The 23798-nt window shown below is 72.8% G+C and carries 6 protein-coding genes and 1 pseudogene; 3 read left to right on the top strand and 4 right to left on the bottom strand.

The genetic code is table 11. From position 1 onward, the window contains the following. Positions 1-282: hypothetical protein (locus ACFV2X_RS53135; protein ID WP_385630973.1), on the bottom strand; the 282-nt coding region annotated here is incomplete at its 3' end. 156 nt (positions 283-438) lie between these two features. Here ACFV2X_RS53135 and ACFV2X_RS53130 point away from each other — a divergent pair. After that, positions 439-1251, top strand: a complete 813-nt coding sequence (locus tag ACFV2X_RS53130; protein ID WP_385630970.1) for an SDR family oxidoreductase — start codon at positions 439-441, stop codon at positions 1249-1251. Between the two features lie 19 nt (positions 1252-1270). Here ACFV2X_RS53130 and ACFV2X_RS53125 read toward each other — a convergent pair. Next, positions 1271-2107, bottom strand: a pseudogene (locus ACFV2X_RS53125) (SDR family NAD(P)-dependent oxidoreductase); the annotation flags it as partial. A gap of 223 nt (positions 2108-2330) precedes the next feature. Here ACFV2X_RS53125 and ACFV2X_RS53120 point away from each other — a divergent pair. Further along, positions 2331-18173, top strand: a complete 15843-nt coding sequence (locus ACFV2X_RS53120; protein ID WP_385630968.1) for a type I polyketide synthase — start codon at positions 2331-2333, stop codon at positions 18171-18173. Between the two features lie 76 nt (positions 18174-18249). Continuing rightward, entirely contained in the window at positions 18250-19629 is a 1380-nt protein-coding gene (locus ACFV2X_RS53115; protein ID WP_385630965.1) for a cytochrome P450, read from the top strand. 55 nt (positions 19630-19684) lie between these two features. On the opposite strand, the gene meiC is transcribed toward ACFV2X_RS53115, so the two are convergent. Beyond that, on the bottom strand, positions 19685-20677 hold the full coding sequence (meiC, locus tag ACFV2X_RS53110; protein ID WP_385630962.1) for a meilingmycin biosynthesis spirocyclase MeiC: 993 nt from the start codon (positions 20675-20677) through the stop codon (positions 19685-19687). 13 nt (positions 20678-20690) lie between these two features. Next, on the bottom strand, positions 20691-23798 hold a 3108-nt coding region (locus ACFV2X_RS53105; RefSeq protein WP_385630959.1), incomplete at its 5' end, for a type I polyketide synthase.

Raw genomic sequence — 23798 nt, 5'->3', positions numbered from 1 at the left:
CGCTGTGGCAGCCTCGGCCGCTGTCGCCCGCCCGGCTTCTCCTGCCGCGGCCCTGGCGGTCCGGGCCGCGGCTTCGGCGGCCGAGGCGGCGGTCGCCAGCGCTTCCGCGGCCTCGGCCACGGCGGTGCTCACCGCGGCGCCGCCCGCCGTCGCCTGAGCCACTTCGGAGGCGGCCGCGCGAGTGGCGGAGGCGATGGCCTCCGCCCGCCTGGCGGCGCTCAGCGCGCGCCGTACGGGGATGTCGGGATCCTGCTCCGCCGTCGTCCGACTGACACTGGTCATCCAGAACTCATTTCCTGGTGGATTGCTTTCCCGATGGATCACGAGGGCCCGGCAGGGTACCCCGGGTGGCTCGGCTTCCGGTGGAGTCCTTTTCGTTGGAATTCCGGGGTCTTCAGGGGGTTCCGTGCCATGTGTTCGGTTGCGAGGGTCATCGCCATGACCCAAACAGCTGGAAAAACCGCACTGGTGACCGGTGCGTCGCGGGGTATCGGCGCGGCCATCGCCCGGAGGCTCGCCGCCGACGGTGTTCTGGTGGCCGTGCACTACGGTCGGCGCAAAGCGGACGCCGAGGAAACGGTCGCGTCGATCGAGCAGGCCGGCGGGCAGGCATTCGCCATCAGGGCGGACCTCGTGGCCGACAGCGCACTCGACACTCTCTTCAGCGAGCTCGAGGCGGGGCTCGCCGGCCGGCCACTGAACATCCTGGTGAACAACGCCGCCATCTACGCCGACCCGGACGACCCGGCCGCCACCCAGGCGGACGGCTATGTGGCGGGTATTTCCGAGGTCACCCAGGAGGAGTTCGACCGCATCTTCAGCGTCAATGTACGGGCCCCGTTCTTCGTCACCCAACGGTGTCTGCCGCTCCTCGCCGACGGCGGACGGATCGTCAACATCTCCTCCGCCGTCACCAGGATCGCCTGGCCGCTGCTGCCCTACGCCATGAGCAAGGGCGCTCTCGAGATCATGGCGCCCAGGCTGGCCAATGAGCTGGGACACCGGGGGATCACCGTCAACACCATCGCGCCGGGCATCACCGACAACACCAAAACCAACACGTGGCTGCACGACATGCCCGGAGCGGCCGAGGGCGTGGCCGCCATGACCGCGCTCCGCCGGCTCGGCCAGCCGTCCGACATCGCCGACGTCGTCGCCCTCCTCGCCTCGGACGAGGCCCGCTGGGTCACCGGGCAGCTGGTCGACGCCTCCGGCGGTATGGCCCTCGCCCCCACACCACCGGGCATGTAGCGGCCATCGACAACCGTCGTCAGGAGGGCGGATCGAGCCGGGCCACGGCACGGCGCAGAGGCGGCGCAAACCGGCTGATCAGACGTACGAGACGGGCATCCGGCGTCACGGTCGCCACGGGCGTGTTGCGGGCGACCGCGCGCAACACCGACGCGGCGACTCTCTCCGGCGGACAGCCGCGCCGCCCGAGCGTGTGCACGGCCCGCTTCCGCAGCCGCGCCTGCTCCTGTTCCGACACCCCGGCGAAGTGCATCGCCGCCGTGAAGGAGGTGTTCACAAAGCCCGGGCACACCGCGCTCACACCCACCTCGAACTGCGCGAGTTCCGCCCGTAGACACTCGCTGAGCATCACCACGGCGGCCTTGCTCGTCGCGTACGCCGGGACCGCCCGGGTGGGTTGGAAGGCGGCGGCGGACGCGATCGTCACGATGTGCCCGCCCTGCCCGCGGTCCGCCATCTGCCGGCCGAAGAGCCGACAGCCGTGAATGACTCCCCATAGATTCACATTCAGCGTGCGCCGCCAGTCCGCGACGGAGGTGTCGAGGAACCGGCCCGACATGCCGATGCCGGCACTGTTCACCAGGATGTCCACGACCCCGTGCGCGTCCAGGACGCGCTCGGCGAGCCGTTCCATGGCGGCCGCGTCGGCGACGTCGACCGCCTCCGGCCATGCGCCCGTGGCACCTAACACCTTGGCCAGGTCCGCACCGGCCGACGCCGTACGGGCGTTCCGGTCCACGCAGACCACCCGCGCCCCCGCCGCGGCGAAGGCGCCCGCCGTCGCCCGTCCGATTCCGCTGCCCGCGCCGGTGACCAGCACCAATCGGCCGCGAAAGCGCTTGGCGTACCGGGACGATTCCATGGCTACCGCCTCTCGGGAGGAGTCCAGAAGCGCTCAGAAAGGAGCGAAGAGCGGTGACAGCCTGCACCTCTTATGGCGAACGGCCGCGCGCAGTCCGCGCATTCTGGGGTGCTTAGGGGGTGCAGTGGACGATATCGAATTCCCTAAGATCGCTTGACGCCCTGACGGTCCTGAGGAAACAACTCATGGCTTTCGGAATGTCGAGGAGATGCCGTAAATGGCCAATGCCAATGAGGAAAAGCTTCGGGACTACCTCAAGCGGGCGACCGCCGAACTCGTCCAGGTGCGCCGCCGCCTGGCGGAGATCGAGTCGGGGGAGCAGGAGCCGATCGCCGTGGTGGGGATGGCCTGCCGCTTTCCCGGTGGTGTGGGGTCGCCCGCGGAATTCTGGGAGTTGCTGGCCTCCGACGGAGATGCCATTTCGGGATTTCCGGTGGACCGGGGGTGGAATGTCGAGGCGCTGTACGACCCGAATCCGGACCGGGGGCGGACCGGGACGTCGTACACCCGCCACGGCGGCTTTCTCCACCACGCCGCCGACTTCGATGCGGGGTTCTTCGGGATCAGCCCGCGTGAGGCGCTGGCGATGGACCCGCAGCAGCGGCTGCTGCTGGAGACCTCCTGGGAGGCGCTGGAAGGCGCCGGCATCGACCCGGCCACGCTGCGCGGGAGCCGCACCGGCGTTTTCGCCGGGATGATGTACCACGACTACGCCACGCGACTGCTCGAACTCCCCGAAGGCCTCGAAGGGCTTGTCGGCAACGGCAACGCCGGCGGGGTGCTGTCGGGTCGGTTGGCGTACAGCTTTGGTTTTGAGGGGCCTGCAGTGACGGTGGATACGGCGTGTTCTTCGTCGTTGGTGGCGTTGCATTTGGCGTGTCAGTCGTTGCGGTCGGGGGAGTGTTCGTTGGCGTTGGCGGGTGGGGTGACGGTGATGTCGACGCCGGGTGTGTTTGTGGAGTTCTCCCGTCAGCGTGGTCTGGCGGCGGACGGGCGGTGCAAGCCGTACGCGGCTGCCGCTGACGGCGTGGGCATGTCCGAGGGCGTGGCCGTCCTGTTGGTGGAGCGGTTGTCGGATGCGCGGCGGTTGGGGCATCGGGTGTTGGCGGTGGTGCGGGGTTCTGCGGTGAATCAGGACGGGGCGAGCAATGGTTTGACGGCGCCGAATGGCCCAGCCCAGCAGCGGGTGATCCGGCAGGCGTTGGCGGGTGCGGGGCTGGCCGCGTCGGATGTGGATGTGGTGGAGGGGCACGGGACAGGCACGACGCTCGGGGATCCGATCGAGGCGCAGGCGATCCTCGCTACGTATGGCCAGGATCGCCCAGAAGACCGGCCGTTGTGGCTGGGGTCGGTGAAGTCGAACATCGGCCATACGCAGGCGGCGGCCGGTGTCGCCGGCGTGATCAAGATGGCGCTTGCGCTCGCACACGGGATGCTGCCGCGGAGTCTGCACGTGGACGCCCCCACGCCTCATGTCGATTGGTCGGCTGGCCAGGTGCGGCTGCTGAGCGAGTCGGTGTCGTGGCCGGAGAACGGGCGTCCGCGCCGGGCTGGTGTGTCGTCCTTCGGGGTCAGTGGCACCAACGCGCACATCATCCTGGAGCAGGCCCCGGACCAGGTCGCGGCAGAAAGCGAGCCCACGGACGAATCGCCGGTGGTGCCATGCGTCATCTCGGCGCGTTCGGAGGGTGCGCTGCGGGGGCAGGCCCGCCGGTTGCGGGAGTTTGTCGCGGACCGGGAAGAGCTACGGGACGTGGCCCGTGCCCTGGCCACCGAGCGGGCGGTGTTCGAGCGCCGCGCGGTGATCGTGGCCGAGGACCGCGACGAGCTCGTACGCGGCCTGGACGCACTGGCGGCCGGCGCTCCGGCGCCGCAACTGGCGGAGCGCCTGACGCAGCCGGGCGACACCGACGCACCCGTGGTGGCGATGCTGTTCACGGGCCAGGGGGCGCAGCGCGTCGGCATGGGGCGTGAGCTGTACGCGGCGTTTCCCGCGTTCGCCGCCGCCTTCGATGCCGTATGCGCGGAGCTCACGATGGCGGGCGGCCCCGACGTACGGAAGCTGCTCCTCGAGAACGACGACGCGTCCGCGTCCGCATCCGAGGCGTGCGAGCGCACCGAGTTCGCGCAGCCCGCGCTGTTCGCGCTGGAAGTGGCGCTGTACCGGCTGGTGGAGACCTCGGGGATCAGGCCCCGGTTTCTGCTCGGACACTCGGTGGGAGAGCTGGTGGCCGCGCATGTGGCCGGGGTGCTCTCACTGCCGGACGCGGCGCGGCTGGTCGTCGCCCGGGGCAGGCTGATGCAGGCACTCCCCGCGGGCGGGGCCATGGTGGCGGTGGAGATCTCGGAGCGGGAAGCGGGCCCGCTGCTGGCGGAGGCGGAAACCGGCTCTCCCGAGGCCGCCCGGGTGGGCCTGGCCGCGGTCAATGGCCCCCGCTCGGTGGTGTTGTCCGGGGACGAGGACGCGGTACGGGAACTGGCCGGGCGGTGCGCGGAGCGCGGCCACCGCACGCGGCGGCTGCGAGTGAGCCACGCCTTCCACTCGCCCCGTATGGACCCGATGCTGGAGGAGTTCCGCCAGGAGGCGGAGCGCGTGACGTACCACTCCGCGAGTATCCCGGTCGTGTCGAACGTGATCGGCGCCCCGCTGCCCGCCGAGGAGTTCGGCACGCCGGAGTACTGGGTGCGGCACGTCCGCGCGGCGGTGCGTTTCGGCGATGGGGTGGCGTGGCTCCGCGAGCAGGGCGTCCGTGCGTTTCTGGAACTCGGCCCGGATGGCACACTGTGCGGCTTGGTCCAGGACGTCTTCGCCGCCGAAGGGCTGGGAGCCGATGCCGAAGAGCCCGGAGCCGATGCCGAAGACGTCGTCCTGGCCGCGGCCCTGCGCCCCGACCGGGGCGAGAGCCAGACGTATCTCGCAGCCCTCGCGCGGCTCTTCGTGTCCGGGGTGGAGGTGGACTGGCCAGGGGTGATGGGGTGGGCGCCCGACGCGGTCGGGGGTGTCGAGCTGCCGACCTATGCCTTCGAACGGGAGCGTTACTGGCTGGAGGCGGCCGGCCCCGGCAGCTCCGCGGCGGGCGGTGGCGAGGGGCCGCTGTGGGAGGCGGTGGAGCAGGGCGATGTCCCGCGCGTGGGTGAGCTGCTGGGGGTGGACGAGGGGGCCGGTCTCGGGACACTGGTGCCCGCGCTCGAGGCTTGGTGGCGGGGGTGCCGCGACCGCGGTGTGCTGGACGGGTGGCGCTATCGGGAGGTGTGGCGGCCTGCGGGCGACGGTGGTCCGGGGGCGCCGACGGGGCGTTGGCTGGTGGTCACCGCCGACGGGGTGGACGGATCGTCCGTCGTCGAGGAGTTGGAGCGGTCCGGGGCCAGGGCGGCCCTCCACGCGGCCGAGGGATGCGTGGCGCGCGAGGCGCTGGTGGAGCGGCTGCGGGCCGAGTTGGGGCCCGAGCCCGAGCTGGACGGGGTGGCGTTGCTGTTGACGGGCGACGGCGGCCCGGGCGCGGGGGCGCTGCTCCTGGCGTGGCTCCAGGCCCTGGGCGATGTGGGGGCGGCGGCTCGGCTGTGGTGTGTGACTCGCGGCGCGGTGTCGGTGGGCGGCGGGGACGCGGTGGTGTCGCCCGGGCTGGGCCAGGTGTGGGGGCTGGGACGGGTGGCCGCCCTTGAGGCTCCGGAGGTGTGGGGCGGGTTGGTCGACGTTCCGGACCCGCTGGATGCTTGGGCGGCGCGGAGCCTGGTGCGGGCGTTGGCGGGGCCCGAGGGGGAGTGCGCGGTACGGGCGTCCGGGGTGTTCGTACGCCGCCTGGAGCGGGCCCCGCTGGCCGGGGCGGGGGCGGAGCCGGGGCGCGAGTGGCGGCCACACGGCACCGTGCTGATCACCGGCGGTACGGGCGGGCTCGGCGCGCAGGTGGCTCGGTGGCTGGCCGGCCGCGGCCCGGTGCATCTGCTGTTGCTGAGCCGGCGCGGCGAGGCGGCCGAAGGCGCCGCCGGGCTCCGGGACGAACTGGCCGGGCTGGGGGCGCGGGTGACCGTGGCGGCGTGCGATGTGGCCGATCGCGCCGCGCTCGCGCGGGTCCTGGCCGGCGTGCCGGAGGACGCCCCGTTGACGGCCGTGGTGCATGCGGCGGGCGCGCTGGACGACGCCGTCCTGGCGACGCTGACTCCGGAGCGGCTGGAGGCGGCGCGGCAGGCCAAGGCGGTCGGGGCGTGGCAACTGCACGAGCTGACGCGCGGCGCCGACCTCGCGGCCTTCGTGGTGTTCTCCTCGGCGGCTGCGACGTTCGGCTCGGCGGGGCAGGGCGGCTACGCCGCGGCGAACGCCGAGGCGGAGGCGCTGATCCAACATCGGCGCGGCCTCGGGCTGCCGGGCCTGTCGGTGGCGTGGGGGGCCTGGGCGGGCGGCGGGATGGCGGACGCCGCCGCGGATGCCGGGCGGTTGCGCCGCCACGGCATGGCGGCCATGGACCCCCGGCTGGCTCTGACGGCGCTGGGGCAGGCGCTGGAGCACGATGAAACCTGCCTGACCGTCGCGGACATCGACTGGCGGGCCTTCGTCGACCACGCCCCCGCCACCGGACTCGACCCCTTGATCAGGGGCATCCCCGAAGCCCGGTCGGCTTGGGACGCCGCGGGCCGCGGCGCCGCCGAGGCCGCCGGAACGCTCCGCGCGCGGCTGGCCGGGCTGCCCGCGGACGAGCAGCGGCGCATGGTGGTCGAGTTGGTCCGTACGCACGCGGCCACCGTGCTCGGCCACGCCGGCCCGGCGGCCGTGCCGCCGGAGCGCGCCTTCCGCGAGCTGGGCTTCGATTCGTTGACCGCCGTGGAGCTGCGCAACCGGCTCAACGCCGCCACCGGCCTCAGGCTGCCCGCCACCGCGGTGTTCGACTATCCCCACCCGGCCGCGCTCGCCCAGCACACATGGGAGCAGCTGTTCGGCGCCCCCGGAACGGCCAGTGGACCGTCCTCCGCCGATCCGCGGCCCATGGCGACGGACGAGCCGATCGCCGTAGTGGGGATGGCGTGCCGCTTCCCCGGTGGTGTCCGCTCCGCGGAGGAGTTCTGGGAGCTGCTGGCCCAGGGCGGGGACGCGATCGGGGGCTTCCCGATGGACCGGGGCTGGGGCGGCGCTGCGCTGTACGACGCCGATCCGGAGAGCCCCGGCACCTCGTACGCGCGGGTGGGCGGTTTCCTCTATGACGCGGCGGAGTTCGATGCGGGGTTCTTCGGGATCAGCCCGCGTGAGGCGCTGGCGATGGACCCGCAGCAGCGGCTGCTGCTGGAGACCTCCTGGGAGACCTTCGAACACGCCGGCCTCGACCCCGCCGACCTGCGGGGCAGCCGCACCGGAGCCTTCGTGGGCATGGCGCAGCAGGACTACGTCGACCTGCTACGACACGCCGGCGAGGACCTTGAGGGTTACGCGATGACCGGCGTCTCGGGCAGCGCGCTCTCGGGTCGGTTGGCGTACAGCTTTGGTTTTGAGGGGCCTGCAGTGACGGTGGATACGGCGTGTTCTTCGTCGTTGGTGGCGTTGCATTTGGCGTGTCAGTCGTTGCGGTCGGGGGAGTGTTCGTTGGCGTTGGCGGGTGGGGTGACGGTGATGTCGACGCCGGGTGTGTTTGTGGAGTTCTCCCGTCAGCGTGGTCTGGCGGCGGACGGGCGGTGCAAGCCGTATGCCGCTGCCGCTGACGGAGTTGGCTGGTCCGAAGGGGTAGGGATGCTGTTGGTGGAGCGGTTGTCGGATGCGCGGCGGTTGGGGCATCGGGTGTTGGCGGTGGTGCGGGGTTCTGCGGTGAATCAGGACGGGGCGAGCAATGGTTTGACGGCGCCGAATGGCCCAGCCCAGCAGCGGGTGATCCGGCAGGCGTTGGCGGGTGCGGGGCTGGCCGCGTCGGATGTGGATGTGGTGGAGGGGCACGGGACAGGCACGACGCTCGGGGATCCGATCGAGGCGCAGGCGATCCTCGCTACGTATGGCCAGGATCGTTCGGAGGACCGGCCGTTGTGGCTGGGGTCGGTGAAGTCGAACATCGGCCATACGCAGGCGGCGGCGGGGGTCGCCGGTGTGATCAAGATGGTGCTGTCGCTCCAGCACGACCTGTTGCCACCGAGCCTGCACACGAACACCCCAACCCCTCATGTCGATTGGTCGGCTGGGCGGGTGCGGCTGCTGAGCGAGTCGGTGTCGTGGCCGGAGAACGGGCGTCCGCGCCGGGCTGGTGTGTCGTCCTTCGGGGTCAGTGGTACCAACGCGCACATCATCCTGGAGCAGGCCCCGGACCAGGTCGCGGCAGAAAGCGAGCCCGCGCACGAATCGCCGGTGGTGCCGTGGGTGGTCTCGGCGCGTTCGGAGGGCGCGCTGCGGGGGCAGGCCCGCCGGTTGCGGGAGTTTGTCGCGGACCGGGAAGAGCTACGGGATGTGGCCCGTGCGCTGGCCACCGAGCGGGCGGTGTTCGAGCGCCGCGCGGTGATCGTGGCCGAGGACCGCGACGAGCTCGTACGCGGCCTGGACGCACTGGCGACTGAGGCACCGGTGGCCGGACTGGTCGAGGGGCCGTCCGGCCCGGCCGCCCATGGCAAGGTCGCGATGCTGTTCGGCGGCCAGGGCACCCAATGGGAGGGCATGACCGCCGAGCTCCTGGACACCGCACCCGTGTTCGCCGACCAGATGGCGGCCTGCGCGGAAGCCCTCGCGCCCTACGTGGACTGGTCCCTGACCGACGTGGTGCGCGGCGAACCGGACGCCCCGCCGCTGGACCGGGCGGATGTGGTCCAGCCGGTGCTCTTCGCGGTCATGGTGTCGCTGGCGGCGCTGTGGCGGTCGTACGGTGTGCGACCCGACGCGGTGGCCGGCCACTCCCAGGGCGAGATCGCCGCAGCGTATGTCGCCGGCGCGCTGTCGCTGGAGGACGCCGTACGGATCGTCGCGCTGCGCAGCCAGGCGCTGTCCGCACTGGCCGGGCGGGGCGCGATGCTCTCGGTCGGCATGCCCGCCCCGGAACTCGAACCGCGCCTCGCGCCATGGGCCGGGCGGCTGAGTGTCGCGGCCGACAACGGCGCGGGCTCCGCGGTGGTGTCCGGGACCTCCGAGGCCGTGGACGCGCTGCTGGCGGAGCTGGCCGCGGACGGCATCCGGGCGCGTAAGCTCAAGGTCGACTGGGCCTCCCACTCCCCGCAGGTCGAGGCCATCCACGAGCGCCTGCTCACCCTGCTCGCCCCGATCCGCCCCCGCACCGGAGACATCCCTCTCTACTCGACCGTCACCGGCGAGCGCATGGACGGCAGCGGCCTCGACGCCGAGTACTGGTACCGCAATCTGCGCCAGATGGTGCGTTTCCAGGACGCCACCCGCGCGCTCGTCGAGGACGGCCACACGGTCTTCATCGAGTCCGGCCCGCACCCCGCCGTCTCGGTCGGTGTGCAGGAGACCCTTGACGCGCTCGGCGCCGCGGACGCCCTGGTGCTGGGCACGCTGCGGCGCGGCGAAGGGAGCCTGACCCGCTTCCTGACATCCGTGGCGCGGCTCTTCGTCGCCGGTGGTGAGGTGGACTGGTCCCCGGCCGTGGGGCCGGCGGCCGGCCGGCGCGGCAGCGTCGACCTCCCCACCTACGCCTTCGAACGGCACCGGTTCTGGCTGGAGCCCGCGCCCGCGCCCGCGGGGGCGGTGGGCGGTGGCGCGGCCCCGGGCGCCGACGAGCCGTTGTGGGCCGCGGTACGGCGGGGCGATATCGCGGGCGTGGGGCGGTTACTGGGGGTGGACGAGAGGACCTCGCTTGAGGTGCTGGTGCCGGCCCTGGACGCGTGGCGGCAGCGGTGCCACGATCGCGAGTCGGTGGATCGCCTGCGCTACCGGGAGGTGTGGCGACCGACGGGGGTCGGTGGCGCCGGGGTGCTCACGGGACGTTGGCTGGTGATGGCCCCGGACGGGGCGCGACGGGCCGTCGTCGAGGGGCTGGAGCGGGCCGGCGCGCGGGTGGTGCACGTACCCCCGGGGCCAGGACCGGACGACCACACGGCGCTGGTCGAACGGTTACGGGCCGAGTCGGAGCCGGAGCCCGCGGCCAAGGGGCTGGTTCTGGTCGCGGATGACGAGACGTCGGAGTCGGTGCTGCGGGCTCTGGTACAGGCATTGGGTGACTTGGACGCGGGGGCTCGGCTGTGGTGTGTGACCAGCGGGGCGGTGTCACTCGACGGCGACGACGGGCCGGGGTCCCCGGCTTCGGCCCGGGTGTGGGACGCGGCTGGGAGGGTGAGGCTTGAGGATCCGCAGCGATGGGGTGGCCTGGTCGATGTGGCGGGCGCGCCGGACCGCAGGGTCGTCGACGGGCTCATCGGGGTCCTCCACGGCGACGAGCGCGAGTGCGCGGTGCGCACCTCGGGGGTGTTCGTACGCCGGGTGGTGCGGGCCCCGTTGGCCGGGGCGGTCACGGAGCGGGCGTGGCGGCCCGAGGGCACCGTACTGATCGACGGCGGCGCCCTCGGACCGGGCCCTCACACGGCCCGGTGGCTGGCCGCCCGCGGCGCCGAACACCTCCTGCTCCTCGACGAGAACGGCGACGGGTTCGGGATCGCGGGCGAACTCTCCCAGGCAGGGGTCCGGGTGACCACGGCGGCGTGCGACCCGGCCGACCGTCAAGCGCTGGCGCAACTGCTGACCGCCATCCCGGAGGAGTATCCCCTGAGGGCCGTGGTGCATACGGCGCAGGGGGACGACAGCATCGCGGGGGCGTGGAATCTGCACGAGCTGACACGCGACACCGACCTCTCGGCGTTCGTGGTGTTCTCGTCGGCCGCGCCGCTCCTCGGGGCCCCGGGACACGGCGCCTGCGCCGAGGCGGCGGCCCTGGTGCGCCACCGTCGCGGCCTGGGACTGCCGGGGCTGTGCACGACCTGGGGCCCCTGGGCCGTCGACGGAACCGGAGAGAACGGAACAACGGGCGCGGAGGCGGCTCGGCGGCGGAGCGGCGGTGGCGTGGCGGCCATGGACCCGCGGCTCGCACTGGAAGCGCTGGGACAGGCGCTTGACCACGGCGAGACCTCCCTGACCGTCGCCGACATCGACTGGCCGCACCTGGTGGAAACCGCGACCGAGGCCGGGCTCGACCCCCTGATCAGCGAGATCCCCGAGGCGCGCGAGGCCTGGCAACTCGTCCGAGGCGACGCCGGTCGCGAGCCCGACGGTGCGCTGCGCGCGCGGCTGGCCGGACTGACTGCGGACGAGCAGCTGCGGGCGCTCGTCGAGCTGGTCCGTACACACGCGGCGGCCGTCCTCGGGCACGACGGGCCGGCGGCCCTGGAGCCGGAACGCGCCTTTCGTGAGCTGGGCTTCGACTCGCTGACCGCCGTGGAGCTGCGCAACCGGCTGAACGTCGCCACCGGTCTGCCACTGCCCGCCACCGTCGTCTTCGACCACCCCAACCCGGCCGCGCTCGCCCGAGGCATGCGCGAGCTGCTGTTCGGCGGCGGGACTGCCACCGGTTCGGCCGCACCCGTGGCCCGCGAGGCGGTGGGGACGGACGAGCCGATCGCCGTGGTGGGGATGGCATGCCGCTTCCCCGGCGGTGTCCGCTCCGCGGAGGAGTTCTGGCAGCTGCTGGCCTCGGGCAAGGACGCCATCGCGGAGTTTCCGGCCGACCGGGGCTGGGACATGGAAACCCTCTACGACCCGGATCCGGAGCGCCCCGGCACCTCGTACGTGCGAGCGGGCGGTTTCCTCTACGACGCGGCGGACTTCGACGCTGGGTTCTTCGGCATCAGCCCCCGCGAGGCGCTGGCGATGGACCCGCAGCAGCGCCTGCTGCTCGAGACCTCCTGGGAGGCCCTGGAGCGGGCCGGAATCGATCCGCGGTCGCTGGGCGGCAGCCGCACAGGTGTGTTCGCCGGGCTCGCGCTCCAGGACTACGCCGAGGTGGTGCGGCAGGGCGGGCCGGAGCTGGCGGGGTACGCGCTGACCGGGATCTCCGGCAGCGTGCTGTCCGGCCGGCTCGCGTACACCTTCGGTTTCGAGGGCCCCGCGGTGACGGTGGACACGGCGTGTTCCTCGTCGCTGGTGGCGTTGCACCTGGCGTGTCAGTCACTGCGGTCCGGCGAGTGCTCACTGGCGCTGGCGGGCGGGGCGACGGTGATGTCCACACCGGCCGCCTTCCTGGAGTTCTCCCGCCAGCGCGGGCTCGCTGCCGACGGCCGGTGCAAGGCGTACGCGGCCACCGCCGACGGGGTCGGCTGGTCCGAGGGCGTGGGCGTACTGCTGCTGGAGCGCCTTTCCGACGCGCGACGCCTGGGACACCGGGTGCTCGCGGTCGTACGCGGCAGCGCGGTGAACCAGGACGGCGCGAGCAACGGGCTCACCGCGCCCAACGGCCCCGCCCAGCAACGGGTGATCCGCCAGGCACTCGCCAACGCCGATGTCCCCGCCACCGGCATCGACGCGGTGGAGGGGCACGGGACGGGGACGACGCTGGGCGATCCGATCGAAGCGCAGGCGATCCTGGCCACGTATGGCCAGGATCGTCCGGAGGACCGGCCGTTGTGGCTGGGGTCGGTGAAGTCGAACATCGGGCATACGCAGGCGGCGGCGGGGGTCGCCGGGGTGATCAAGATGGTGCTGGCACTCCAGCACGACCTGCTGCCACCGAGCCTGTACGCCAACGACCCGTCGCCGCACGTGGACTGGTCCTCGGGCCGGGTGCGGCTGCTGAACGAGCCGGTGCCATGGCCACGGAACGGACACCCCCGGCGCGCGGGGATCTCCTCCTTCGGGGTCAGCGGCACCAACGCCCACGTCATCCTGGAACAGGCCCCCGAGGAGCCGGGGCCGGAGTCTGCGTCGGAAGACGAGGACCGGAACGAGGGCCAGGCGGCTGCGGTGTCCGCTGTGGTGCCATGGGTGGTGTCGGCGCGCTCCGAGCGGGCGCTACGGGGCCAGGCGCACCGGCTGCGGGAGTACGCCGCCGAGGAGGAGAACCTGAGGCCCGTGGAGGTCGCGGGGGCGCTGATGACCGAGCGGGCGGTCTTCGAGCGCCGCGCCGTCGTCGTGGCCGAGGACCGCGAGGGCTTCGTACGTGGCCTGGACGCGCTCGCCGCCGGAGTGTCCGCCCCCGGTCTGGTGGCGGGCGCGCCACGGCCCGGAACCGACGCCGGGCTCGCGCTGCTCTTCGCTGGCCAGGGCACCCAACGCATCGGCATGGGACTGGAGTTGGACGCCGCCTTTCCGGCGTACGCCCACGCCCTGGACGCGGTGGTCACCGAGCTGGACACCCGGCTGGACCGGCCGCTGCGCCCGCTGCTGTTCGCCGCGCCCGGTACGGACGAGGCCGCCCTGCTGGACCGTACCCGCTACGCCCAGCCGGCGCTGTTCGCGGTCGAAGTGGCGCTGTTCCGGCTGCTGGAGTCCTTCGGCGTGCGTCCCGACTTCCTGATCGGCCATTCCCTCGGTGAGCTGACCGCCGCACATGTCGCCGGGGTCCTCACCCTGGCGGACGCCGCACTGCTGGTGGTCGCGCGCGGACGGTTCATGCAGCAGCTGCCGCCCGGAGGGGCGATGGTGGCGCTGCGGGCCACCGAGGACGAGGTGGCGGAAGCCCTGGCGGGACGCGAGGCGCTGGTGTCGGTGGCGGCGGTGAACGGGCCCAGGGCGGTGGTGGTATCGGGGGAGCGGAGCGCGGTCGACGAGGTGGCTGCGGCGTTCGCCGCGCGGGGCCGCAGGACCCGGCGGCTGCGAGTCGGCCACGCGTTCCACTCCCCGCTGATGGAGCCGGTGCTGGACGCGTTCCGCGAGGTCGCCGCCTCGCTGACGTATGCGGAACCGACCATCGGCCTGGTGTCGAACCTGACCGGTGAACTCGCCCGTCCCGGCGAGCTGACGGACCCGGAGTACTGGGTGAGGCACGTACGCCACGCCGTGCGGTTCAACGACGGACTGGCGTGGCTGCGGGCACAGGGCGTCAACACCTTCCTGGAACTGGGCCCGGACGGCACGCTGTCCGCCCTCGCCCAGGACGACCCGGAAGGCGACCCGGGCGCAGAGCACGCCCCGAGGTCTGCGGCGGTGTCCGGGGTCGCGCCCGCGGCGGACCGGATCGTGTCGGCACCAGTGCTGCGCCCGGACCGGCCCGAGGCCCACGCCCTGCTCACCGCCCTCGCCCGGATCCACGTCCACGGCGTGACCGTCGACTGGCCGGCGGTCATCGGCCCCGGGCCGGCCGGGCCGGCCGGGGCGGCCGGGCCGGCCGGGGCGGCCGGGGCGGCCGGGGCGGTCGGCCGACGCAGGGTCGAGCTGCCGACGTACGCCTTCGACCGGCGCCGCTACTGGCCCAGGCCCCATGGCCAGGCGGCGGACCTGTCGGCCGCCGGCCTGAGCGCCGCCGACCACCCCCTCCTCGGCTCCGCCGTGGAACTGGCAGGATCCCAGGACCTGCTGTTCACCGGGCGGCTGTCGCTGCGTACCCACCCCTGGCTGGCCGATCACGCCATCTTCGACACCGTGCTGCTCCCGGGCACCGCGATCCTGGAGCTGGCTCTCCGCGCGGGCGACGGGGCCGGCTACGACAGCGTGGAGGAGCTGGCCCTGCAGGTGCCCTTGGTGCTGCCGGAGCGCGGTTCGGTTGTCCTCCAACTCCTGCTCGGCGCGCCCAGCACGGACGGCCGACGCCCCTTCACCCTCTCCTCCCGCCACGACGACGCACACTTGGCGGCGGACCAGACCTGGACCTGCCACGCCACCGGGGCGCTGACCCGCGGCGGCGACCCGCTCGACGGAGCTACGAGCCCGGCGGAAGGCGGGGCGGCGGAGCACGAGGCGGCGGACCACGAGACGGCCGAGGCGTGGCCGCCACCGGACGCCGCACCCGTGGACCTGACCAGCTGGTACGCCGACCTGGCGGGCGTGGGCCTCGGCTACGGGCCCGCCTTCCAGGGGCTGCGGGCCGCGTGGCGGCGCGGGGACGAGTTCTTCGCCGAGGTGGCGCTGGACGAGGAACACGCGGCGGACGCCGCACGGTACGCACTGCACCCGGCGCTGCTCGACGCCGCGCTGCACCCAGTCGCGCTCGGCCTGGACACCGCGCCCGGGCCGGGTGCCCAAGAGCTCGGCCGACTGCCGTTCTCCTGGGGCGGGGTGACGGTCGGCCTCGTCGGCGCCTCGGCGCTGCGGGTCCGGCTGACACCGGTGGCGCAGGACACCATCGCGCTGCGGGCGACGGACGGTTCGGGGCGGCTGGTGGTCCAGGCGCGGTCCCTGGCCTTCCGGCCGGTCACCGCCGAGCGGTTGCGGGCGGCGGGGACCGCGTACCACGAAGCGCTGTTCCGCCTCGAGTGGACACCGCGGCCCGCCGCCCCCGCCGCCCCCGCCGCCCCGGCCAGTCGGCGCCGATGGGCCCTCGTCGGACCCGAGGTGCCGGGCCTGGCAAAGGAGCTGGGCGAGGCCGGGGCGGAATGGCGGGCGTATCCCCATCTGGCTGCACTGGGCGAGGCCGTCTCCGAGGGCGATCTGTCCCCGGACATGGTGGTGTTCTCCTGCCGGGCGCAGGAGCCCGGTCGCCAGGACCCGCCCGGTGACCACCTCGACCCCATCCCCCCGACCACCACCACGACCTCGATCACCATCACCCCAGAAGCGCTGCGCCAGGCGGCCAACGGAACGCTGGAGCTGCTGCTGAGCTGGCTCGACGACGAACGCTTCGTGGACTGTCGACTGGCCCTCGTCACGCAGGGCGCCGTCGCCGTGACACCGGCGGACGCGGTGCCGGATCTGACGTACGCCCCTGTGTGGGGGCTGGTCCGCTCGGCGCAGAGCGAGCACCCCGACCGATTCGTACTGGCGGACACCGACGGTCGGCCCGACTCCCGGCGGGCCCTGCCCGAGGCCCTGCTGGGCGATGAGCCGCAGTTCGCGCTCCGGGACGGTACGGTCCACCTGCCTCGCGTGGGCCGCGTCCCCGTCGCCGCACCTCCCGTGGACCACCCCGCGGACCATACCGACCAGGACGACGCGCGGACCCCGGTGGAGGCCGTCGCCCCGCGGGCCTGGGATCCCGATGGCACCGTACTGATCACCGGCGGCACAGGTGTCCTGGGCCGCCTGGTCGCCCGGCATCTCGTGACCGCTCATGGCGTACGTCACCTGCTGCTGACCGGCCGCCGTGGACCGGAGGCGGACGGCGTCCTCGAGCTGCTGGCCGAGCTGACCCGCCTGGGCGCCGATGCCGCCGTCCGGGCCTGCGATATGGCGGACCGTCACGCGGTTGCCGAGCTGCTGAGCGGTGTTCCCGCCCGGCATCCGCTCCGCGCCGTGATCCACCTGGCGGGCGTGATCGACGACGGGATCCTGACCTCGCTGACGGCTGAGCGCATGGACGCCGTACTGGGGCCGAAGGCGATCGGCGCGCTGTATCTGCATGAGCTGACCCACGACGCCGGACTCGACTCCTTCGTGGTCTTCTCCTCAGCGGCGGCCAGCTTCGGCAGCCCCGGCCAGGGCAACTACACGGCCGCCAACGCCTTCCTCGACGCACTGATGCGCCACCGGCGCGCCCTGGGCCTGCCGGGCCAGTCCCTGGCCTGGGGGATGTGGGCACGGGACAGCGGTATGACCGGGCGCCTCGGGGCCACCGACCGCGCCCGTATGGCCCGGGGCGGCCTGGCGCCGCTGACGGATGAACGGGGGCTCGCCCTCCTGGACGCCGCCGGTACGGTCGATGAGGCCGTGCTACTGGCCACGCCGCTGGACCTCCGGGCCCTGCGCGCACAGGCCGCGGCAGGCGGGCTGCCGGCCATTCTGCGCGGACTGGTCCGGGCGCCCGCCCGCCGAGCGGCCACCGCGGCCTCGGCCACCGACGCCACCACCACCCCGGGCGGCGAAACACCCGCCGCACTGCGCGAACGGCTCGCCGCACTGCCCGGCGCCACCGAGCGCACCGGCGCCCTCCTGGAGTTGGTGCGTACCCACGCCGCCGCCGTCCTGGGCCACGCCGCCGCCGAAACCATCGACGCAGGGGAGGAGTTCCGTGAACTTGGCTTCGACTCCCTCACCGCGGTGGAGCTGCGCAACCGGCTCAGCGCCGTCACCGGCCTGCGCCTGGCCACCACTCTGGTCTTCGACCACCCCAGCCCGGGCGCACTGGCCTGCCACATGGGGGAACGACTGGACATTGCGGCCGACGAACCCGGGCCACGGCCGACCCCGCGCCGCGTAGACGGCCCAACCCATCGGGAAGGACCCTCGGCCGACACCGTCGAGTCCCTTTTCTGGGTCGGACACGACACCGGACGCATCCACGAAGCCATGCAACTGCTGTCGGCCGCCTCGGTCTTCCGGCCCTCCTTCGGCGTCGGCTCGGGAGAGGTGGCACCGAAGCTCGTACGGCTCGCCCAAGCCACGGCGGAGGACGCCACGTCGGGAGGCGAGCCAGCCGAGCCCATCCCGCCCGTGCTGATCTGCCTCCCCACCGTGGCCGCGATCTCCAGCGCGTACCAGTACTCGCGCTTCGCCTCCGCGCTCCAGGGGCTGCGCGACGTCTGGTACGCGCCCGCACCGGGCTTCCTCGTGGGCGAGCTCCTGCCGGGAGATGTCGAGGCCGTGACCCACCTGTTCGCCGAAGCCGTTCTGCGCTTCACCGACGGTGCGCCCTTCGCCCTTGCCGGGCATTCCGCGGGCGGCTGGCTCGCCTACAGCGTGACCAGCCGCCTGGAGAGCCTGGGGGCCCGCCCCGAGGCGGTCGTGGCCATGGACGCCTATCTGCCCGACGAGGGGATCGCACCCGTAGCCTCCGCGCTGACCAGCGAGATCTTCGACCGGGTCACCGAATTCGTCGAAGTGGACTACACCCGGCTCACCGCGATGGGCGGCTACTTCCGTATCTTCTCGGGCTGGACACCGCCGCGGATCGATACCCCGGCGCTCTTCATCCGGGGCCGGGACGGGGAACAGTCGCCGCCGGTCTGGGGGGTGCCGCATACGGTCATGGACGTGGCCGGGGACCACTTCACCATGCTGGAGGAGCACGCGGGGGCGACCGCCCGCCACGTCGATCAGTGGCTGCGGGAGACCGCAGGCTGGGGTGGATAGGGGCTTCTTGGGGGTGTTGATGACTTCATATCCTCATTTTCTGCGGTAGCGGCCGACGCCTGATAGGAGTTCAGCGATGCCTGCCCCTCTCCAAGTCCCCGATGTGCCGGGCTCGTGGCCGGTGCTGGGCCACCTGCCCCAACTGGCCCGGCGGCCGCTCGACTTCCTGTCCTCCCTGGCCGACCACGGAGACCTGGTCAGAATCCGGCTCGGCCGCAAGCCCGTCTACGTGGCCACCCACCCGGACCTGGTACGGACGCTGCTGGTGACCGACGCGCACGCCTACACACGAGGCGCCGGACACGCCAAGGCGCTGGCCTTCATCGGACCGATCCTCGTCGCGACGACCGGTGAGCCCCACCGGCGCCAGCGCCGCATGATGCAGCCCTGCTTCCACCGACAGCGGCTCGGCAGCTACGTGTCCGCCATGTGCTCGGCCGCCACGGAGACCGCCGACTCCTGGTCAGCCCAGGACGTGGTGGATGTGGTGCCCGTCATGACCGAGCTGGCCACAGCCATGATCGCCAAGTCGTTGTTCGTCTCCGAACGTGCCGCACACGCCGAGGCGGAACTGCGTAAAACCGGCAACGCCATCCTGACCGTGGCCAGGATGAGCGCCATCCTGCCCGGGATCTACCGACGGCTGCCGACCTCCGGCAACCGGCAGCTGCCCCCGGCGCGAACCGTGATCGAGGAGACCATCGCCGCCTACCGCGCCGAAGGGCAGGACCACGGCGATATGCTCTCGACGCTCCTGCGGACGACGGACGCCACCGGCGCCGGCCTGACCGACGAGGAGATCCGCGACGAGGTCATGGGTCTGGCCATCACCGGAATCGGCGGGCCCGCCGCCATCGCGTCGTGGATCTTCTACGAGCTCGGCCAGAACCCCGACCTCGAACGACGGTTGCACGAAGAGCTCGACACGGTCCTCGGCGGCCGGCCACCCAGCTCCCAGGACCTCACCCGGCTGGTCTTCACCCAGCGACTCGTCAAAGAGGCCCTGCGCAAGTACCCGGGATGGGTCGGCGCCCGGCGCACACGAGAGTCGGTGCGCCTCGGCGGCCACGAAATCCCCGCCGACGCGGAGGTCATGTACAGCGCCTACGCCCTCCAGAACGACCCCCGCTGGTACCCGGACCCCGAGCGGTTCGACCCCGACCGCTGGGACCCCCAGCAGAACGCCACGCGGGTCAAGAAGGGTGCCTGGGTCCCCTTCTCGGGAGGTGTCTACAAGTGCATCGGAGACGCGTTCACCGAGACCGAGACCGCGGTGGCCGTCGCCGTCATCGCCTCCCGGTGGCGGCTGCGCCCGGCGGATGGGCGCAGTGTCCGAGCGAGCCACCTGGCCACCCATGTGGTCCCCCGGCCACTCCGTATGGCCGTGGAGCCCAGGAGCCGGAACAAGGACGAGGCGGGGCGCTCACCACATGTGGCGCCGCAGGTGAGCCGGTGACACACCGGGTACGTCGGGCACGTGGTGGTCGGGTACGCGGGCGGCGCCGGCGGTCTCAGTAGCCGGCCGTCGGACGGAAGAATTCGGGGAGCCGGTCCGGGGGAGCGCCGTCCATCAGCGAGAACAGGATGTGTGCGCCGGTGTAGAGGGCGATGCTGACATTGGCCCCGCCCACCACCGCCAGCAGCCGGACCCATGGCCTCGGGCCCTCCGGCAGGAGGGCCGCCCCGGATTCCAGGCAGGTTTCGCCGCGCCGGTTGCGAAAGTGGCGCGCGGCCCCCAGGGAGGCGCCGAAAAGCGCCGAGGCCACCATCTGATACAGCGGGAACTGATACCAGTGCCCACTCCAGATGGTCAGCTCGGGCACCGCCCGCGTCCACACGGAGACGCCGGCGAAGGACACCAGCGGCTCGGCGATGTCGAGGAGCACGACGAGCAGGAAGCCGAGCGCGATCAGCCGGACCGGCCCCAGCCGTGGCCACCGGGCGGCGGCGAGCCCCATGCCCTTGCCGCAGGCCACAGCGACCATCAGGGCCGTCATGCAGATGCTCAGGGTCGCCAGCGGCAGCTCGGCCTCCTGGTGGGCCCCCGCCCCCTGCCAACCGGGCACATACGGCCCCCAGGAGGCCACCGCTCCGAACACATTGACGTTCGACGCGAGCACCGGATTGATCCAGTTCATCAAGGGGCTCTGCCAACTGGCCGACAACAGCCCGATGAAGAGCAACGCGTCGAACGTCAGCCGCCTCCTGGCCCGACACTTCCGGTACAGATGCACCGCGAGGACCACCGCTCCCACCACGGACAGCAGCGGGATCAGCACATCGGCGATCCGCTCCGAGTCCCCACCGCCCCTGGTCGGAGACGCCTCCTCGATGCGGTAGCCGCCGTCGCCCAGCCAGGAGGCGAACACGTACACCTGAAGCCCCAGCACCAGGGCGCCGACACACGCCCACAGTGTCACGGGAAGGGTGAACACCCGCAGGCCGCGCACGGTCTCGGCCCGGCCGATGGCATCCGGCCGGTCTTCGTCGACGAGATCGGTCATGTATCGCTCCTTACTACGAGTCCGAGCCGGGCTGGTCGCCGTGCGCCAGGCCGATGAGGCTGTCGATGTCCATCTCGTCGATCGAGCCGGGGCCCTCCGCCGCGGAACGGGCGGCGGGGACGGCAGCGGCCCCGACGCTCCCGAGGCCGCCAGGGGCCTCGGCGAGATCCAGCAGCACGGACAGCAGACCGGCCTCTCGGAGCCTGCCGAGCGGAATGGACGCCACGGCGGCCCGCAGCTCCTCCTCACCGGGATCCGAGGCCGAGGTCCTGTCCGCCCCGGCGCCGTTCCCGTTCGCCGGCAGCAGCAGGGCACGTACATGCTCCGCGAGCGCGGTCGGGTTCGGAAAGTCGAACGCGACCGTCGCGGGCAACCGCAGACCGGTGGCGGTGGTGAGCCGGTTGCGCAGCTCGACGGCGGTCAGCGAGTCAAAGCCCAGCTCCCGGAAGGCACGCCGGTCCGCCACCTCCTCGATCCCCGCATGGCCGATCACCGCGGCGGCATGGGACCGTACGAGACGAGTGAGGATGCCCTGCTGCTCCTTGCCACCGCAGCGGGCCAGCCGCTCGCGGAGCGACACGCCCACGTGCGACCCGTCCTCGCTCCGGTCGGCCGCACCGCCGGGACGGGCGGAGGCCGGGACGAGCCCACGCAGCAGCGCCGGCACCCCGGCGGCGGTCGCCCGCGAGCGCAGCGCGCCGGGCTCGAACCGGGCCGGGACGAGGAACGGCTCCCCGGCCGCCGACGACGCGTCGAAGAGGGCAAGGGCCTCCTCGGTCGCCAGCGGCGCCATCCCGCCACGGTTGATCCGGGCGTGGTCGGAGCCGTCCAGATGGCGCGTCATCCCGCTGCCCTGCACCCAAAGCCCCCAGGCCAACGACATCGCGGGCCGCCCCCGGGCCCGGCGGTGCCGGGCCAGCGCGTCCAGTACGGCATTGGCCGCCGCGTAGTTGCCCTGGCCCGGCGAACCGAGCACGGATGCCGCGGAGGAGAACATCACAAACGCGGCCAGGTCCGTGTCGCGTGTGAGCTCGTGCAGGAGCAGCGCCGGGACCACCTTGGCACGAAAGACGGTGTCGATCCGCTCGGGCGTCAGCGAGGGGATCGTGCCGTCGTCGAGCACCCCGGCGGCATGGACCACGGCGGTCAGCGGATGCTGTTCCGGGACGCTGCCCAGCAAGGCTGCCAGCGCCTCGCGGTCGGCGGCATCGCAGGCGGCGACGGTCACCGTCGCGCCGACCGCCTCGAGCTCGGCCGTGAGCGCCGGTACGCCCTCGGCCCGCGCGCCACGACGGCCGACCAGCAACAGCTGCCGCACACCGTGCGCCATGACGAGGTGGCGGGCGATCAGCCCACCCAGCACTCCGGTGCCGCCAGTGATCAGCACGGTGCCCGCCGGATCGAGCGCCCATGGCGACGAGTCGGCCGACGCGTGGGTGGTCCCATTGATCGGCCCGTCGGCCGGTGCGGGCCGATCCTGCCGTGGCATCCGCACCAACCGCGGTACGCACACCTCTCCGTCGCGGACGGCCAGCTGGGACTCACCGGCGGTCAGTGCCGCGGGAAGCACCTCGGCCAAGGAGCCGAGCCCATCCCAGTCGATCAGGATGATCCGGCCCGGGTTCTCGGACTGCGCCGAGCGCACCAGGCCCCACCGCGCCGCGCCGGGCAGATCCATGACGTCGTCCTCCCGGCGGGTGGCGACCGCCCCACGCGTCAGTACGATCAGCCGGCTGTCCGCGAACCGGTCGTTGCCCAGCCAGGACTGGAGCAGGTGCAGCGCGTGACGCACGGCCGTGTGGACGGCCGCGCCGTCCGTAACGTCACTGTCCTCGTCCCCGCCACAGGGGACGACGATCACCTCCGGGGCGCCATCGGCCTCCACGGCGTCGAGCAGCGCGGCCCAGTCGTCATGGCGCTGGTAGGAGAGCCCGAATGGATCGGCGCCGACGATGGCGAAGGACGACGGATCGGAAGAGGAGCGGCTGGAGGGGGACCGGCCGGATGGGCAGGGGCCTGCGGCGGGCAATGTCACCGCGGGCCATTCCAAGCCGAACAGCGACTCGTGATGCTCCGAGTGGGCGGCCCGCACCTCACCCGCGGACACCGGCCGCAGCACGAGCGCCTCGACGGAGGCCACTGGCCGCCCCGATTCGTCGGTCGCCTCGATGGCCACCACTTCGCGGCCCGGCTCCGGCGAGAGCCGCACCCGTAGCACCTCACAACCCCTGCGGTGCAGCGTCACCCCACGCCAGGCGAACGGCAACCGAGCCGCCCGCTGCCCCTCCGGCGCATCGGGCTCATCACCGAGCGCCGGATCGAGGCCGAGGGTGTGCAGCGCCGCGTCCAGAAGGGCGGGATGGATACCGAACCGGTCGGCGTCACGGGCCTGCGGTTCGGGCAGCCGCACCTCGGCGAAGATGGCCGAGCCCTCGCGCCAGGCGGCGCGCAGCCCGTGGAACGCGGGCCCGTAGGCCAACTCAGCTTCGGCCAGCCGCTCGTACAGCCCGTCGAGGTCCAGGGCCTCGGCCTTGCCCGGAGGCCACGCTTCGGCCTTCGGGCCGGCTGACTCCATGACGGGTGCGGTGGGGGAGGCGGGACCGCTGCTCAGCGTGCCCGTGGCATGCCGTGTCCATGAATGGCCCGCTCCCTCCAGATCCTCGGTGCCCTGCGTGTTCTCCGTACCCGAGACGGCGTCGTCACTCCGCGCGTAGGCGGCGAAGTCGCGCCGCCCCTCACCGTCCGGGGCTCCGACGCTGATCTGCAGAACGACCCCGCCACGCTGCGGGAGGAGTAGGGGCGCATGCAGGGTGAGTTCTTCGACATGTCGACACCCGACACGCTCCCCCGCCTGCAGGGCGATGTCCAGGAGCGCCGTACCGGGCACAAGCGCGACGCCGACGAAGGCGTGGTCGGCCAACCAGGGGTGTGTATGCAAGGAGAGCCGACCGGTGAAGAGGTGTCCGTCGCTGTCCGCAAGCGGAATCGCGGCCCCGAGGAGCGGGTGCCCGGCCTCGCTCAGCCCCACGGCCGTCACGTCTCCTGTGTGGGTGGGTGTGTTGAGCCAGTAGCGTTGGTGTTGGAAGGGGTAGGTGGGCAGGTCGGTGTGGGTGTGGTGTTG

Origin of the sequence: Streptomyces sp. NPDC059679, assembly GCF_042734105.1 — a bacterium.
Taxonomy (GTDB): Bacteria; Actinomycetota; Actinomycetes; order Streptomycetales; family Streptomycetaceae; genus Streptomyces.
Note: the sequence above shows the minus strand (reverse complement) of the source record. Positions and strands in the feature narration are given on the sequence as shown.